Here is a 15,567-nt window from a genome sequence, read left to right as displayed (position 1 = left end):
GCACCGAATAGGCGACATCCATCATCTGGTTGGCGGGGATGATCTGCAGCACGACGAGCGCGACAACCCAGATCCACGCCGACTGAACGGCGTCGGCAAAGCCGCGGGCGGGCTCCTGCAGGAAGTCGGGCAACTGATCCGGGGTCGCGGCCACCGTGATTAGGGTCGAAAAGTACCAGAGGCCGAACACGACCAGGGTAAAAACCATGCCGGCCAGCAGGCGCGACTGTGCCGTCCTGAGCAACTGGCCCCACAGCGGGCTGACGATCCAGAACAGCAACATCGAGGCGCCGTGCTTCAGCTTCTGCATTGACGACATGGCGGAAAAGCTGCGGCGCAGATCGCCCCAGAAAACAAGATCGACGTCGATAACGCGGCCGTCGCCCGTGCCGATAAACCGGGTTGGCAGGCCGCTGTCGTCCGCGGCGTCCAGTTCGGCCTCGAAGCCAATGTTGTGATCGGTCATGAAGCCTTGAAGGCCCGCGGTGAACTGTTCGAGGTTGCGGTCGCGGTCGTAGTCGTTGAGACCGTGGATAAAGACGATAAGGCTGCGCTGGGTGTCGTGGTCGGATGGCATCGGAAATCCCCCTAGACACGTGAGTCCGCTCATTGTCGCTAAGTAGAGCAGATTCTCCCGCCTTGACGGAATCGCGAAGCCATCCGATCAGAAAACAGGAACCGCTCTAGGTGTCAGGTGGTGTCGCGGCAGAGCGTGCGGCGGTAACGGCGATGCCACGCGGACCGGATCAGACGAGCGTCAGCGCAACGTCCGCCGCGGATGAGGGGAAAGCCGCATTTATCCACAGAAAACAACAGCTTGATATCAACATGGGGGATGATTGGGCAGCAGGCGTACCCTATATGGTGGTTCGCCAACGCTGTATCGATTTGGCAAACGACTCCGGAACGGACTTCCTGCCCGGCCCCATCCCTGGGGGCCGGGCAGTTTTTTTGGTCCGATCGCTTGGATAACGGGATCTGACGGACGGGCCAGTCAGTTCATCGCCATCAGCGTGTCGTCGAGCAGCAATTCCAGCGAATAACGCAGCATCTGCGGGTCGATATCCAGCGGCAGCACGCCACCGATGCCGATCGGCAGGTATTCCATAAGCAGGGCCGAGGTGACCTTTTCGCTCATCAAAAGGAACGTCGCGCCCGGGTATTCCTTCTGAATCTCGACCAACTGGGTCCTGAGATCACCGGCCATGTGCGTGATGTCGACCAGGACGATGTTGGGTTCGGGATAACAGACGTGAGGCGGCATCAGGGAATGCAGGCTGTCGGCCTGCCAGGCCGCGCCGAGGCCGGTCGCCTCGAATGAACGGTGAAGCTTTTCGCGGGCGCTCTGATCTCTACCAATAACGTATGTGCAGGTCGTCGGTTCCATGGTGTTGCCCCTCCAATCGGACGAGGTAGATCTAAGCAGAAGGGCTAGACGGCGCTGCTCATGGCCGAAGTTTCTCAGATCATGGCGGGATGCAGACCTTTCGCGTTTTGGATGACTGATCATAATGTTGGTCAGCCACGATATGAGCGAACGAAATGATGTGGATTCAGACGCTTAGAGCCGGCCGATCCAAGTCTTAACAGTCCGTAAACGCCGGACTCCAAAGGGACAATGGTTAACGAAAGTAGGCGATGGTGACCTGATTGCCGGTTTCCAGATGCTCGTAGACGATCTTTTTCGAGTAGATCGGGTCCTCCTCGGCGGAGGGGTAGGTGAGGTCCCGTTCGACCCATGCCTGGTGAAAGGCGATCCAATTCCACGGCACCTGATTGCAGCCGGTGATCGCGACATAGCCGCTCATCAAGGGATCGGTGAACACATAGGTGTTGTCGATGCCGGCGCCGGTCTTAACGAAGAGCGGCTTGTGGCCGGCGGCGATCAGGTCGTCGGCGCACCAGCGTCCGTCGGCCCGCACGTTGTCCCATGGGTGGGGCTCGCCGCTCTGATTGGCGGCGGGCACGACCGTGTCAGGATCGATACCGGCGCGCGCCATGACGCCCGACGTGCAGCACGGATCGGCCATGCCGGCGTTCACCTCGTTCTTTAGCGTGCACTGTGCGGTTTCGCCGAGAACGCCGGGCTCGCTGTAGGTCCAGGCCAGACACTGGTCGTCCTTGGCGCAGGCGCTGAAACAGGCGGTCGCTTCCGCGCTGCCCAGATCAAGCGTGCGGTAATCGCCGCCCGGGCGGTCGACGCCGCTTTCGAAGGTGCCGGAAACCTGTTCGGCCGAAACGGGCGCCATGGCACCCATCAAGAGCACGGCAAGCCCGGCGACGAGCGCCCGGCGCGCAAGACGGTAACTGTGAAGCATGGTGATCCCCGCGGTCACATAACGATCCGACGAAACCATAGAGCAAGCCAAGTGTGGCGGTTCTCTGACCGGCCTTCCATTTTCATGGGGATGGTCGCGTTTGCCGGCGTTCCTCGCGCAGCGCCAGCCATGCGTTCATCGCCAGCGCCGCCAGCACGATGGCGCCGCCGACGATTGCCGCCGTGCCCGGGTTCTCGCCCAGCGCCCACCACACCCAGAACGGGCCGAGCACCGCCTCCAGCAGCATCATGAGGCCGACCTCCGGTGCCGGCAGGTAACGCGGACCGACGAAGAGCAGGCCGAACGACAGCGGGACCATGACGAGGCCCATGAGCGCGAGCACGCCGACATCGCCCTGGCTGACCGAAAGCGGCGCGGCGAGCGGCAACGCGATCAGCGCGGCGACAAACCCGCCAATGCCCATGGCCGGCACCATGTTGCGGTTCTGGTAATGGCGCATGGTGCATAGGTTGACCGCCAACGTCATGGCGGCGGCGAGCGCGGCGAGGTTGCCGATCATCGATCCCCAGTCCAGACCGCCGGAGACGATGACACCAATGCCCAGGATCGTTATCGCGATCGCCAGCCAGGTGCGCAGCGCAACCGGCTCGCGCAGCACCAGCCAGGCGAAGACGGCGGCGAACAGCGGCGACGTGCTGACGATAAACAGCGTGTTGGCGACCGACGTGTGGGTGATGCCCATGATGAAAGCACACGTGCCGATGCCGAAGATGATGCCGGTGATGAGGCCCGCCCAACCGATCTTACGTATCAATGCCCAGGTCTTGCCGCGGTAGATCAGCGTCAGGCCGATCGCCATGCCGATGCCCGACAACAGGCCGCGCCAGAAGAGCAGGGTCCATTCGTCGGCATCAACCAGACGGACCAGGAGGCCGTCCGGCGTCATGACGAGGACGCCGAAGCCGGTGATCAACAAGCCTTTTACGTGGGTTGGAAGATGGGAAAACACGGTGAAACGGGGGCTGACTGGTTGGAACGGTCCTTGATGGGCGCGGCGGGGCGGTGAATCAAACGCAAAATTCTCGTCTGTCCACTGAATAAGATTGCCGTGGCCCGCTTGAGGACTAGCGGCGGGGCCCTGTAGGCTGACGGACATCGAGCACGCGTTCGACGCGTTGCGCACGGGAGGCCGCCATGCTCGGCAATCTTCGTCAGCTCACACCCAGCATCGGCGCCGAGATCGCCGGCATGGACCTGAAGTCAATCGACGATGATGGTGTCACGGCGATCCAGGATGCTTTTCTGGAACACCAGGTGCTCTTCTTTCCGCGCCAGGAGATGACGGCCGATGACCTCGCCGGTTTCGCGCGGCGCTTCGGCACGATTGATCCGCCCCATGGCGGCCTGATGCCTCATCCCGACAACTCCGACGTCATGCTGGTCGAGACCAAAAAACAGAGAGGCGGCGGCAAGTACAACGACGTCTGGCACTCCGATGTCACGTTCGATCACTCGCCGCCGCTGGGATCGATCCTGCGCGCGGTGAAGCTGCCGGATGTCGGCGGCGACACGCTGTTTGCCAGCATGTACGCGGCCTATGACGCGTTGTCGGACCGCATGCGCCAGATGATCGAGGGGCTCGAGGCGCTGCATGACGGTATCCCGAACTTCAGGCCCTATCTGCTCGACCCCGACACACCCAACGGCGAAGCGCGCCTGCGCATGTTGAAGGAAGAGCAACCCGGTTGCGTCCACCCGGTGGTGCGCCGTCACCCGCAGACCGGACGCAAGGCGCTCTTCGTCAACCGCGCCTTCACCACCGACATCATGGGCGTGACATCGATCGAAAGCCGGAACATCCTGAACTTTCTGTTCGAACACATTGAACAGCCCAACTTCCAGTTGCGTTGGCGCTGGTCCGAAGGCGACGTCGCCATGTGGGACAACCGTTGCGCGCTCCACTATGCGGCGAACGACTATGGTGACGCGCACCGGGTCATGCACCGGGTGACGTTGAAAGGCGACAAGCCGGTTTCATGACAGGTTTCAAAAGCGTTCCCGCCGATCCCTATCCGTGGCCCGATACGCAAGATGGCGCGGCGGCCAATTCGGCGCTGATCATCATCGACATGCAGCTCGATTTCTGCGATCCCCGCGGCTACATCGGCCAGATGGGCTATGACGTCGCGCCGTTGCGCGCGCCGATCGAACCGGCTGGGCGCGCGCTTGCTGCCGCGCGACAAGCCGGCCTGCACGTCTTTCATACGCGTCAGGGTTATCGTGCCGATCTGGCCGACCTACCGGTCAAGAAACGCCGGCGCACGCAACAACGTGGTGCCGCGCCTGGCGATCCCGGGCCGCTGGGCCGTATCCTGATGCGTGGTGAGCCAGGCTGGCAGATCATTCCGGAGCTGGCGCCGGTCGACGGCGAGCCGGTTATCGACAAGACGGCGAACGGTGCGTTCTATGGCACTGATCTTGACGCGGTGCTGCGCGCCCAGGGCGTCGAGAACATTGCATTCGCTGGCAACACGATCGACGTCTGCGTGCACACAACGCTACGCGAAGCGACGGATCGCGGGTTTGAATGCCTTTTGCTGTCGGATTGCTGCGGCGCGGTCAGCCAAATGTTGCACGATGCGGCCGTCGAAATGGTCAAGGTCGAAGGCGGTATCTTCGGTTCGGTCGCGACGTCCGATGCCTTCGTGGCGGCGCTAGGCGCGGCTTAGAGCGGGATCTGAGGAAGAGTGATCCCTGCCGGATTGGGCGGCCTAGCTCTCCAATCCGGCAGGGTGAATTCGCTGCATTGAATGGGCGGCAAGCGAACTCACACGATCATGCGGAACCGCTCAGCGATTCGGCTCGATCGTGATCGGCAGGCTCGTGCGGGCGCCCTTCCAGATAGGAAAGCACCGTGCCTACGTCGGAAACGTCGAAGGGGTCGCCTGGTTTGGCGCGATCTTCGACAAACATTTTCTCGATAACACCGTCATCGACGATCATGGCGTAGCGCCAGGAACGGTCGCCAAAACCCAAATCGGTCTTGTCGACCAGCATGCCCATGCCACGGGAGAAATCGCCGTTGCCGTCCGGCAACATGACGACGTCGCCGTCGATGCCTTGGTCGCGCGCCCAGGCGTCCATGACAAAGCCGTCATTCACCGACAGGCAATAGATGGCATCGATGCCGCTTGCCTTGACCCGGTCGGCATGGGCGTTGAAGCCGGGCAGGTGGGTGCTGGAACAGGTCGGGGTGAAGGCGCCGGGCAGCGCGAACAGAACAACCCTTTTGTTGTCGAACAGGTCGGCGCTGGTAACCGTCGCGGGCTCGCCGTGCTGGCGCGCCTGAAAGGTGGTGTCGGGCACCCGGTCGCCAGGCTTCTTTTGTGTCGCGGTCATCGCGTGCTTCCTTAGTGAACAAGGCCCGTGGGCATGAACTCGGCCCGTGGATCGGGAAGAAGCATGTCATCGCGATCGGCGGGCGGTTCGACGACGAGGCCGGCCGCCGTGTAGAGACGCGCGAACACATTCAGATTGATCGAAGCCGCGCGCACCGCCGTCTCAGGCAACCACAGACCCAGAATGTCTTGGGATTCGGCCACGAGGCCGAACTGGCTGTGGTTGACCAACTGCAGCAGCCAGGCCTCGTCCAGACCAAGTTCCGGACAGCTAACGCAACGTATGTCGAGCTCGCGCTTAGCCGTCGCCATGACCACCCACAGCATGGTGTCGAGAGCGTGGATCCCCATCGGCGAGATTTGCGCGGCATGCATACCGGACTGCCAGAACTGATGGTCGCGATGGGGTTCGCGGTGCGGCGCGATCCACAAACGCAATGATGTCACGAGCAGTCCCTGGGCCGTCTGCAGATGAGCCATCGGCATATGCGGCGGATAGATTGGCTGGCTGAGATCGACGGCCATAAGAAACTCCCCAATTCGTTGCCGGGCAAACTTAGAGACGTCATTTTGCAATTGCAACTCATTCTTAATCTCATAAGATGCATGCCGCTGACCCACCGCGCCCAACCATGCTTTGCGTGGTGGACCAGCAGCGCCGTTGCCTGGACTTGCCGCTTCTCACCCAGGGCGTTTCGCCGAGTAGGTCGGGGACAGGTGATGCGTCGCCGCGGCCGGCCCGCGTTCGCGCAAGGATCGCGTGGGCCGGCCGCCTGACGCCCGGACCCTTAAAGTGGATCGCGGTCAGGTTGACCCGATTTGCGGCTCCACGTGACCGCTTGAATCCGCTTTACCTGCAAAAAGACAGAGTAGACTCACCTGCCTTGAGGGGACCGCGGAGCGATCCCCTCAAAACAGGCTCTGCTCGATGTCGACCCGTCCCCGAGAAAGTCGACATCGAGCAACGCCCGGACATGCGTGATTGTCGCGGACGTCGCCCCGATTCGGGCTCCCCCCGATCAGGGCTCCCCACAGTTAGCCTCTGTCAGGCAGACCCGTCCTGTCCCGACCAGTCGCGAACGAAGTCTTCGCGCAGGGGGCGCTGAATGGGTTTAGCGGCTTCTTTCGGTGTGCCCAGGTAGACAAAACCGATCAGCCGATCGGGCGCGTGAAAACCCAACGCCTTGTTCACGATGGGATCGTAGCTGTTCTTGCCGGTAACCCACATGGCCGCGAAGCCGAGCGCATGGGCGGCGTTCAAAATGTTCATGGTGGCAGCACCTGCCGACAGCACCTGCTCGATCTCCGGAATGGCGTTGTCGGCATCGACATGAACGCCGGCCGCGATGACAAGCGGCGCGCGCAGAGGGCGCGAGCGTTCGCGTTCCACCAGGACATCGGCCGCTCCCGGTTCGCGGTTTTGCAGCGCGGTGACAAACACCTCGCCCAACCGGTGCCGCGCATCGCCGCTGATGGTCAGGAACCGCCAGGGACGAAGCCGCCCGTGGTCGGGCGCGCGCATGGCGGCGTCCAGAATGTCGTTGAGGTCGTGACCTTCCGGACCGGGTTCCGTCATCGTGGCGGGCGAGATGGACGCGCGCGACAGCAGCATGTCGAGCGCGATGTCGGTTTCGTCTTGTGATGCCAAGGGCGTGACCAGGCCGTCTTGCATGGAGAGATTCCCAGGGCTGGTTATAGGGGCCGCGATCCTATTTGAGAATGCGTCTTAATTGCAAGAATGATGTGGCATAACATCGGTTCGCACCCTCCCGGCACGCGGGAGAGGGCAGGGTGAGATGGCGTTGCCTTACCGCACGAAGAGTTCGCGCGGCATCTTGGAGAGGCTCTCGCCCTTGTCTTCGCCGACCCGGATGGTCTCGCTGAAGACATAGGCGTCGTCAGGCTCCCAGATGCCGATGATCAAGTGCAGCGTGTAGTTGGTCTCCAGGACGTTCTCGTCGTCGTCCTGCAGACTGAAGCAAAGATCGCCCCAGTTCATGCCGATCGAATAACCGATTCGCGATTCCTTGCGTATGCCGTGGGGCGCGAATGCCTTGGCGAAGGCGCGATGGATATCGCCGCCGGTGACGCCGGGCCGGATCGCGTCGAACGCCGCGTGCCAGCTTTCCTGGACGGCGTCGTGGACCTGAACGAGGCGCGCCGGCGGTTCGCCGACATAGGTCGTGCGCGACAGGCCGCAGCAATAGCGATGCACAAAGGCACCGACCTCGAAGTCGGTCTGGTCGCCGGCCTCAAACGGCTTGTCGGTCCACTTCAAATGCGGCGCCTGGGCGACGCCCGGTCCGGTCGGCATGGTGATGGGCGGGGGCGTGTCGCCGCCGAACGCCGGTGTGCCGGCGATCAGGTCGTGCGTGATGCGCGCGGCGACATCGCATTGGCGCACGCCCGGCTCGATCATGGCGATGCCGTTCGTCAGCGCTTGATCGACAATGGTCGCGGCCTGTCGCATGCAGGCGATCTCCGCCGGCGACTTCTTGACCTTGACCGGGACGATGACGTTGCTGGCATCGGCGACGTCGCGGCCGCCCATCGCCTTCGACAGTGCCTGGTAGTCGCCGTGGGAAAAGCTGTCGGCGCCGAACTCGATGCCGATCCGCCCATCGCCGGCCATCTCCAAGACGCGCGCGCCGATGACGTCCCACGGCGAGCGGTCGGGCGTGCCGATATAGCTCTCGGGGTAGAAGGTGACCTTGTCGTGGTCCAGATAGACGGTGGGGTAGGCGCAGTGGATGTCCATCTCGCGCAGGATCAGCGTGGCGTCGGTGTCGCCGGCGCGCAGCACGGCGGCCTGAGGCACATAGGCCGAGCGCCCGGCGTAGCCGGTGAGGTAGTCCATGTGCGCTTCCGACAGGATGACCAGCGTATCGATACCCGACGCCTCCATGCTGGCGGCGGTGCGTTGAACGCGGTCGCGGTATTCGGACGTCTCGAAGGCGGCGGGCATGGGGGTCCTCCCTGTCGCGGTGTATGTTGGGGTTTGCGGGTCAGTAGTCTTTCGAAGGCTGCGCGACGGTAACGACGACCTGGCCTTTCTTAATCAGGCCAAAGGCGTGTCGGGTAAAGACGATGCCGTCGGCGGGCGCCTTGCAGACGGCGGCCGGGCGACCCGGTGCCTTGGGATTGTGGATTTGACCGACGGGCTCACCCTTCTTTACGCGGTCGGCAAGCGCGACGAAGGGTTCATAGATGCCCGCCGCCGGCGCATGGGTGTAGCAGCCATAGCTCATGGCCTCCAGGATGCGGGTCTGACGTTTGCCCATCCACACCGGCGTCTTAAGTTTGCCTTTCAGCATGCCGAGATGAATCAGCAGATTGCGAACGCCGGTCTCCGTCACATCGACCGTCTCCGGCGTTGACATGCCGGCGCCGCCCAACTCGCAGCAGCCGAAGACCTTGCCCATCTTCTCGACGGTCGTGTCCAGCATGCCTTCGGATTCGAACTCCTTGATCAGGATGCCGACCGGCGCGCGAAATGCCCGCATGGCGGCGACTGTGCGATCCATCAATGGCTTGCTGCGCAGCTTGTGAATCATGACGCTGGGGATGATCTGGGACGCTACGCCGCCAGCATGCAGGTCATAGACCGTCTCGACATGGGGCAGGATCTCGGTCGTGATCGTGTGTGCGATGCGCTCCGTCACCGTGCCGCGCGCCTTGCCTGGGAACATGCGGTTCAGGTTCTTGCCGTCAAGCGGAGACGTGCGCGTGCCCGCCGCGATGGCAGGCGGGTTGATCATGGGCATGATGACGACGGTGCCGCAGATGAGATCCTTAGGCTCGAGCTCGCGGATCAGCTTCATCAGCGCGATCGGACCTTCGTATTCGTCGCCATGGTTGCCGCCGGTGAACAGCACGCCCGGACCCGGCCCGTTGCGCACGATGGTGATCGGCAGTCGGACCGGCCGTTTGCCGCGTCCCGCCGGCACCTCGATCCAGGTCGAGCGTTTGCCGTCGCGGATGAAGTCGAGATCACGACCTCTACGAGCCTTGGCCGCCATGGCGCTTCCCCCTTATGCCGCCGTCACAAGCGGCCTTACTCTCAAGACCAAAGCCGCTGGACGCAATGGGTTCGGCACGGTTTATCGCGCTTTTTTGCGCACGTTTCGCCGTGGCGGCGGCCAAGTATGAGATTGACATTCATTCTCATCAACGCCAGATTCGCGTCGAAGCGGAGAAGCACATGTACGTCTGCATCTGCAACGGTCACCGGGAAGGCGAGATTGTCGAGGTCGCGCGCTCCGGTGTGCGCTGCGCCCTGAAGGCCTATGACCTTCTTGGCGGCCGCCCACAGTGTGGCCAATGCCTGGCCTTCGCCCAGACATTGATCGACGACATCCACGGCGAGACGACGGTTTCCTCGATCGCCTTCCACACCACAACGTCAGCCACCGCCTGACGCCCGTCACCGCTATCCGTGTTTGCGTGGCCATCGCTTAAGCCCGAGAACTTCGCGATCGCGCTAAGCGCTCTTACTTCTTACCTGGAAAAGCGCAAACAGCGCCGCCAGAAGAGCCTGAACCCGCAGGAAAAGACAGATAACGCCGGGTCGGATCAGGGCGAGCCCTGATCCGATAGACTTCGGTCTAGTCGTCGTCGGCCGGGCTGCTTTGCAGTTGCACGTAGTTTTGGATGCCCATCATCTTGATCAGGTCGAACTGCGCCTCCAGCCAGTCGACATGCTCTTCCTCGCTATCCAAGATCTCTCTCAGCAAGTGGCGGGTCACATAGTCGCTGACGCTTTCGCAGTAGGCGATCGCTTCGCGCAGGTCGGGAATGGCGTCGTTCTCCAGCTTCAGATCGCAATTGAGGATGTCCTCGACGCTTTCGCCGATCATCAGCTTGCCCAGATCCTGAAGGTTGGGCAGCCCTTCCAGGAGGAAGATACGTTCGATCAGTGAGTCGGCATGACGCATCTCGTCAATCGACTCGTGATACTCGTGATCGGCGAGCCTCGTCACGCCCCAGTTCTTCAGCATGCGTGAATGCAGGAAGTACTGATTGATGGCCGTCAGTTCGTTCTTTAGCACCACGTTGAGGTGCTGGATGACCTTTTTATCGCCTTTCATGGCGTTGGCCCCTTCTATGGAAAATTAAAACGCTTCTAAACAGATAGCATGCGTTCGAAGGGGTGCAAGCAAAAAGCGTGAGAATTACTCGCAATTGCAATTATTTGTTGTATTTTTACTGAAAACTAATTGTTTTGCCTTGCTTTCAATTGCCGCTGGCAATGTCACGGGCACCGCTCCGCCCCAAGACATTTGCTTTTAGCGCTGCTCCGTCTCCCAGTCCGGGTGCACCCAGACCGGGGCGTCGGACGGCGGCAGCATCGCTTTGCCGCGGATCATGTCCGACGCCTTTTCCGCGATCATGATGGTCGGCGCGTTCAGATTGCCGGAGACCACGTTGGGCATGACCGAGGAGTCGATCACGCGCAGGTTCTCCACGCCATAGACCTTCAGCTCCGGGCTGACGACCGCCATGGGGTCGTTGTCGGAGCCCATCTTGCAGGCGCAGGAGGGGTGGTAGCTGCTCTCGCTGGTCTCGCGGATCCATTTGTCGAGCTCGGCGTCGGTCTGGGCGTCCTCGCCCGGCCACAGCTCCTTGCCGCGATAGGGGTCGAAGGCCTTCTGGGCGAAGATCTCGCGGGTCAGCCGCGTGCCGTCGCGCAGGCAGCGGACGTCCTCTTCTTCCTTCAGATAGTTGAACAGGATCTCCGGCGCCTGGCGCGGGTCGGCGCTCCGGATTTTGACATGGCCGCGGCTTAGCGGGCGCATCATGTCGACCATCGCCTGATAGCCGTGGATTTTGTTGATGTTCTTGGCGTCGTAGGTCATCGCCATGGGCAGGAAGTGGTACTGAACATCCGGGTGTTCGATGCCCGGGCGGGTGCGGATGAAACCGCCGACGTCGAAATGGTTGGTCTCGGCCAGACCGTCCTTGAACAGGAACCAGCGGACGCCGACCTTCATCTTGCCGAACGGTGAGAGCGCGTTCAGCAGGCTGATCGGCTGCGTGCACTCGTGCTGCACGAAGACCTCCAGATGATCCTGCAGGTTCTCGCCGACGCCCGGCAGGTCATGCACCACATCGATGCCGTGACCGCGCAACTCGTCCGCGTTGCCGATGCCGGAGAGCTGCAGGAGTTGCGGCGAGTTGATGGCGCCGCCGCATGAGATGACCTCGCGGGTCGCGCGCACCTTTCTGATCTGCCCGTCGCGGACATACTCGATGCCGGTTGCGCTCTTGCCTTCGAACAGAATCCGGTTGGTCAGCGCCTTCACCTCGACGGTCAGGTTGGGGCGGTCCATGACCGGTTTCAGGAACCCGACCGCCGCGCTCCAGCGCCGGCCCTTGTGGGTTGTCCGATCCATGCGGCCAATGCCTTCCTGGCGGTGGCCGTTCAGGTCCTTCGATTCGGCGTAACCGGCCTGGACGCCGGCCTCGATAAAGGCCTCGTAGAGGGGATTGCGGTTCACCCGTCCGGACGTGACGTGCAGCGGTCCGTCGCCGCCGTGGAACTCGTTCTCGCCCTGGTCGAAGCTCTCCGCACGCCGGAAATAGGGCAGGGTCTCGCGATAGGACCAGCCGCGGCAGCCCATCTGTGCCCACTTGTCGTAGTCGAGCGCGTGGCCGCGGATATAGACCATGCCGTTGATCGAGGACGAACCGCCCAAGACGCGCCCGCGCGGACAGTGGATGCGACGGCCGTTCAGATAGGGCTCAGGCTCGGACTCATAAAACCAGTTATAGGTATCGTCCTGCATCGGCTCGGCGAACGCCGTCGGCATGTGGATTTTCCAGCTTTGGAAGCCGGTATCCATAGGGCCGGCTTCAAGCAGCAGCACCTTGACCTCGGCATCTTCGGAAAGCCGGCGCGCCATGACGCAGCCTGCCGATCCGGCACCGACAATGACGTAATCATATTCCGCATCCCAGCCGCCTGCGGCCATGGCCTCAACCCCCGATCGTCACACGCTTCTCTTTAGCGGAAACTAACCGTCAACGGCACGCGACGCCAGCGCCGCACGCAGGGCATCGCGCGACGTGTCAGGCGCCATGGAACCAGAACGGACAGTTCGTCTGGTCCAAGCGGCGCTTAGGCTTGTCGACGGATTCGCGGCGTGGTTCCCGATTGCCTCATGTGATCGAAAACCGCTAGAAACGTGATCCACAAGCGCCGGGATATCGATCCTTCGGGCGCCTTTCGGGAGTTGGACCATGCGTGATCAAGCCAAGGTGGTGATTGTCGGCGGCGGCATGATGGGGGTGGGCCTTGCCTATCACCTGGCCGAGGAAGGCTGGACCGATGTGATGCTGATTGAAAAGGGCGAGCTGACGTCCGGCTCGACCTGGCACGCGGCGGGCCAATGCCCGAGTTTCATCGGCGATTACAACATGGCGAAGATGCACCACTACTCCAACCAGCTCTATCCGACGCTGGAGGAAAAGACCGGGCAGTATGCCGGGTGGCACGGCGCGGGCGGTCTGCGTCTGGCGGTGACGCAGGCCGAGGTCGACATGTTCCACCAGGTCGCCGGGTTCGCGCCCAATGTCGGCTTCTTCATGGAGATCGTTACTCCGGAGCGGGCCAAGGAGATCAATCCGTTCCTGAACACCGACGGCGTGCTGGCAGTGGCGTGGACCACCGATGACGGCCATGTCGACCCGGCCGGTTGCTGCAACGCTATGGCCGCGGGCGCGCGCCAGATGGGCGTCACCATCGTGCGCCGCAACCGCGTGCTGGACATCGAGCAGCTGCCGTCCGGCGAATGGAAGGTGATGACCGAGCAGGGTGACGTCACCTGCGAGTACGTCGTCAACGCCGCCGGCTGCTACGCGCGCGAGGTCTCCGACATGATGGGCACCTTCGCGCCGATCACCAACATGGAGCATCACTATATCGTCACCGAGGCCTTGCCGGACTTCATCGCGCGCGACGAAGAGATGCCGGTGATGCGCGATCCCTGGGCAAGTTGCTACTACCGCCAGGAACAGAAAGCCGGCCTGATCGGCATCTACGAGTGGGAGGCAACGGAGGCCTGGGCGGAGACCGGCGGTTCGCCGGCCTGGGATTCGGAAAACGAACTGTTCAACGACGCGCTCGATCGCGTGCTGCCCTATGTCGAGAAGGTCTTCCAGCGCGTGCCGATCTTCGGCAACGCCGGCATCAAGCGCATCGTCAACGGTGCCATCCCGCATACGCCGGATGGCAACCCGTTACTGGGTCCCGCGGCCGGGCTGAAGAACGCGTGGATGTGCTGCGGTTCCTCCATTGGCATCGCCCAGGGCGGCGGTGCGGGCAAATATCTCGCCCAGTGGATGGTGCATGGCGATTCCGAAATCAACATGGCGAGCGTCGATCCACGCCGCTTTGGCCGTTACGCCGACACCGACTACACCCGCGACAAGTCGTTCCAGGACTACGCCCACATGTATATTCAGCATTTGCCCGGCGACGAACGGGCGGCGGGCCGCCCGGCGCGCACGTCGACGCTGTATGAAAAGCTGAAAGGCAAAGGCGCGGTCTATACGGAAGCGTTCGGCTGGGAGCGGCCGAAATGGTTCTCGCTGGACGGGCGCGAGGAAGAAACCGGTTATCGCCACAACAACGTCTTCGAGGTTGTCGCCGAAGAGTGCCGGGCGGTGCGCGAGCGTGTCGGCGTGCTGGATCTCTCCAGCTTCGCCAAGTTCGACGTGCGCGGCGCTGACGCGGAGGCCTGGCTCAACCAGCTGTTCGCCAACAAGGTACCGAGCAAACCGGGCCGCATCGGCTTGTGTCATCGGCTGGCCGAGAACGGACGGATCCAGGGCGAGTCGACGATCACCAAGCTGGACGAGGGTTGGTTCCACGTCTGCTCAGGTGCGGCCTGGGAGATCCGCGATGGTGATGCTTTCGAGCAGGCCTTGGACGAGGAGCTCGACGTTCAGATCGGCAACACGTCCGACGATATCGGCATCCTGGTCGTGGCGGGGCCGAAGAGCCGCGATGTGCTGGCCGAACTGACCGATGCCGATCTGTCGAACGACGCCTTCCGCTGGCTGACCGCCCAGGTCATCGAGGTGGCGGGCGTTCAACTCGCGGCGCTGCGCGTCAACTATGTGGGCTCGCTCGGCTGGGAGCTGCACGCGCCGATGAGCAAGCTGCCGCAGATCTATGACGCCGTTTGGAAGGCGGGCCAGGCGCACGGTATCGCCGACTTCGGCACCTATACGCTGAACAGTCTGCGCATGGAGAAAGCCTACAAGGGCATCGGCGCGGAATTGACCAACGAGATCACGCCGGTCGAGGCTGACATCATGCGCTTCGTGAAGTTGGACAAGGATTTCATCGGTAAGGCGTCGGTCGAGCGCGTGCTGCAGGCCGAACCGGTGACACGCATCTGTTATGGCGAGGTCGAAACTGAAGACACTGATGTCTTCGGTGGCGAGCCAGTCTTCGACGGCGACCGGGTCATCGGCGTCACGACATCGGGCGGCTATGGCCACAGCGTCGGCAAGAGCCTGTTCTTCGCCTATGTCGAACCGGACTTCGCCGAACCGGGCGCTGCGTTCTCGGTCGAACTGCTCGGCAAGAAGTGCGCGGCGACGGTGCTTGCCGATCCCGCGTTTGATCCGGCGAACGAGGTGTTGCGCTCCTAAGGCCGTGGTGGGACGCTGTCGGGTATGGCGCTCACTGAGAAAAACGGCGGACGGCGCTCATGACCGGTGACCAGTTTGCATCGCCACCGTGCTTCCTGCATGAGCTGGATCCGGGCTTCATCGCTGCCGGGCAACCGGAAAAGCCGACCAAGGCGGCACAGCCGGCTTCGCGGGCTGATTGCGATGAGAACTTCGTCAAGACAGTTCCGAAAGACCGTTGATCAGACGTT

At 62.5% G+C, this 15,567-nt stretch carries 15 protein-coding genes and 1 pseudogene; 5 read left to right on the top strand and 11 right to left on the bottom strand.

Features of this window, described 5'->3' with window-relative positions:
- The 4 genes from AAF563_03040 to AAF563_03025 all read right to left on the bottom strand — a co-directional run.
- Nucleotides 1–577: hypothetical protein (locus AAF563_03040; GenBank protein ID MEM7120225.1), on the bottom strand; the 577-nt coding region annotated here is incomplete at its 3' end.
- A 417-nt stretch (nucleotides 578–994) separates the two neighbouring features.
- A complete protein-coding gene (locus AAF563_03035; protein ID MEM7120224.1) occupies nucleotides 995–1,387 on the bottom strand; it encodes a hypothetical protein in 393 nt (130 codons plus the stop codon).
- A 235-nt stretch (nucleotides 1,388–1,622) separates the two neighbouring features.
- Nucleotides 1,623–2,318, bottom strand: a complete 696-nt coding sequence (locus AAF563_03030) for a PAN domain-containing protein (protein ID MEM7120223.1) — start codon at nucleotides 2,316–2,318, stop codon at nucleotides 1,623–1,625.
- Nucleotides 2,319–2,400: 82 nt separating this feature from the next.
- Nucleotides 2,401–3,255, bottom strand: coding sequence for a DMT family transporter (locus AAF563_03025; GenBank protein ID MEM7120222.1), 855 nt, complete (start codon nucleotides 3,253–3,255; stop codon nucleotides 2,401–2,403).
- Nucleotides 3,256–3,473: 218 nt separating this feature from the next.
- Between AAF563_03025 and AAF563_03020 the strand changes: the two genes are divergently transcribed.
- Together AAF563_03020 and AAF563_03015 are read left to right on the top strand one after the other, a co-directional pair.
- Nucleotides 3,474–4,319, top strand: a complete 846-nt coding sequence (locus AAF563_03020) for a TauD/TfdA family dioxygenase (GenBank protein ID MEM7120221.1) — start codon at nucleotides 3,474–3,476, stop codon at nucleotides 4,317–4,319.
- Nucleotides 4,316–5,008, top strand: a complete 693-nt coding sequence (locus AAF563_03015) for an isochorismatase family cysteine hydrolase (protein ID MEM7120220.1) — start codon at nucleotides 4,316–4,318, stop codon at nucleotides 5,006–5,008. Before AAF563_03020 ends, AAF563_03015 begins: the two co-directional genes overlap by 4 nt.
- A gap of 169 nt (nucleotides 5,009–5,177) precedes the next feature.
- Here AAF563_03015 and AAF563_03010 read toward each other — a convergent pair.
- The 5 genes and pseudogenes from AAF563_03010 to AAF563_02990 all read right to left on the bottom strand — a co-directional run bounded on the left by AAF563_03010 (nucleotide 5,178) and on the right by AAF563_02990 (nucleotide 9,696).
- Nucleotides 5,178–5,678 (bottom strand): annotated as a pseudogene (locus tag AAF563_03010) (peroxiredoxin).
- Nucleotides 5,679–5,689: 11 nt separating this feature from the next.
- Nucleotides 5,690–6,202: a hypothetical protein gene (locus tag AAF563_03005; protein MEM7120219.1), complete on the bottom strand. Its 513-nt coding sequence runs from the start codon at nucleotides 6,200–6,202 to the stop codon at nucleotides 5,690–5,692.
- 520 nt (nucleotides 6,203–6,722) lie between these two features.
- Nucleotides 6,723–7,349 (bottom strand): nitroreductase, encoded by a 627-nt coding sequence (locus tag AAF563_03000; GenBank protein MEM7120218.1) that lies wholly within the window; start codon nucleotides 7,347–7,349, stop codon nucleotides 6,723–6,725.
- A 135-nt stretch (nucleotides 7,350–7,484) separates the two neighbouring features.
- A complete protein-coding gene (locus AAF563_02995; GenBank protein MEM7120217.1) occupies nucleotides 7,485–8,642 on the bottom strand; it encodes a Xaa-Pro peptidase family protein in 1,158 nt (385 codons plus the stop codon).
- Between the two features lie 40 nt (nucleotides 8,643–8,682).
- Nucleotides 8,683–9,696, bottom strand: a complete 1,014-nt coding sequence (locus AAF563_02990) for a succinylglutamate desuccinylase/aspartoacylase family protein (protein MEM7120216.1) — start codon at nucleotides 9,694–9,696, stop codon at nucleotides 8,683–8,685.
- 182 nt (nucleotides 9,697–9,878) lie between these two features.
- Here AAF563_02990 and AAF563_02985 point away from each other — a divergent pair, with 182 nt between their 5' ends.
- Nucleotides 9,879–10,094 carry a (2Fe-2S)-binding protein gene (locus AAF563_02985; protein ID MEM7120215.1) on the top strand — a complete coding sequence of 72 codons (216 nt, stop codon included), beginning with the start codon at nucleotides 9,879–9,881 and terminating at the stop codon, nucleotides 10,092–10,094.
- A gap of 187 nt (nucleotides 10,095–10,281) precedes the next feature.
- On the opposite strand, the gene bfr is transcribed toward AAF563_02985, so the two are convergent.
- Nucleotides 10,282–10,764 (bottom strand): bacterioferritin, encoded by a 483-nt coding sequence (gene bfr / locus AAF563_02980; protein MEM7120214.1) that lies wholly within the window; start codon nucleotides 10,762–10,764, stop codon nucleotides 10,282–10,284.
- A 198-nt stretch (nucleotides 10,765–10,962) separates the two neighbouring features.
- Nucleotides 10,963–12,648 carry a choline dehydrogenase gene (gene betA, locus AAF563_02975; GenBank protein MEM7120213.1) on the bottom strand — a complete coding sequence of 562 codons (1,686 nt, stop codon included), beginning with the start codon at nucleotides 12,646–12,648 and terminating at the stop codon, nucleotides 10,963–10,965.
- A gap of 268 nt (nucleotides 12,649–12,916) precedes the next feature.
- On the opposite strand from betA, the gene AAF563_02970 reads away from it, so the two are divergent.
- Together AAF563_02970 and AAF563_02965 are read left to right on the top strand one after the other, a co-directional pair.
- Nucleotides 12,917–15,337 (top strand): FAD-dependent oxidoreductase, encoded by a 2,421-nt coding sequence (locus AAF563_02970; protein MEM7120212.1) that lies wholly within the window; start codon nucleotides 12,917–12,919, stop codon nucleotides 15,335–15,337.
- A 59-nt stretch (nucleotides 15,338–15,396) separates the two neighbouring features.
- The gene (locus AAF563_02965) at nucleotides 15,397–15,558 is read left to right on the top strand and encodes a hypothetical protein (protein ID MEM7120211.1); all 162 of its coding nucleotides are present in this window, start codon (nucleotides 15,397–15,399) and stop codon (nucleotides 15,556–15,558) included.
- Nucleotides 15,559–15,567: the final 9 nt, after the last annotated feature.

The sequence above is a fragment of the Pseudomonadota bacterium genome (genome assembly GCA_039028155.1).
Lineage (GTDB): Bacteria > Pseudomonadota > Alphaproteobacteria > SP197 > SP197 > JANQGO01.
The sequence above is the reverse complement of the archived record's forward strand: the minus strand, read 5'-3'. Positions and strand labels throughout refer to the sequence as shown.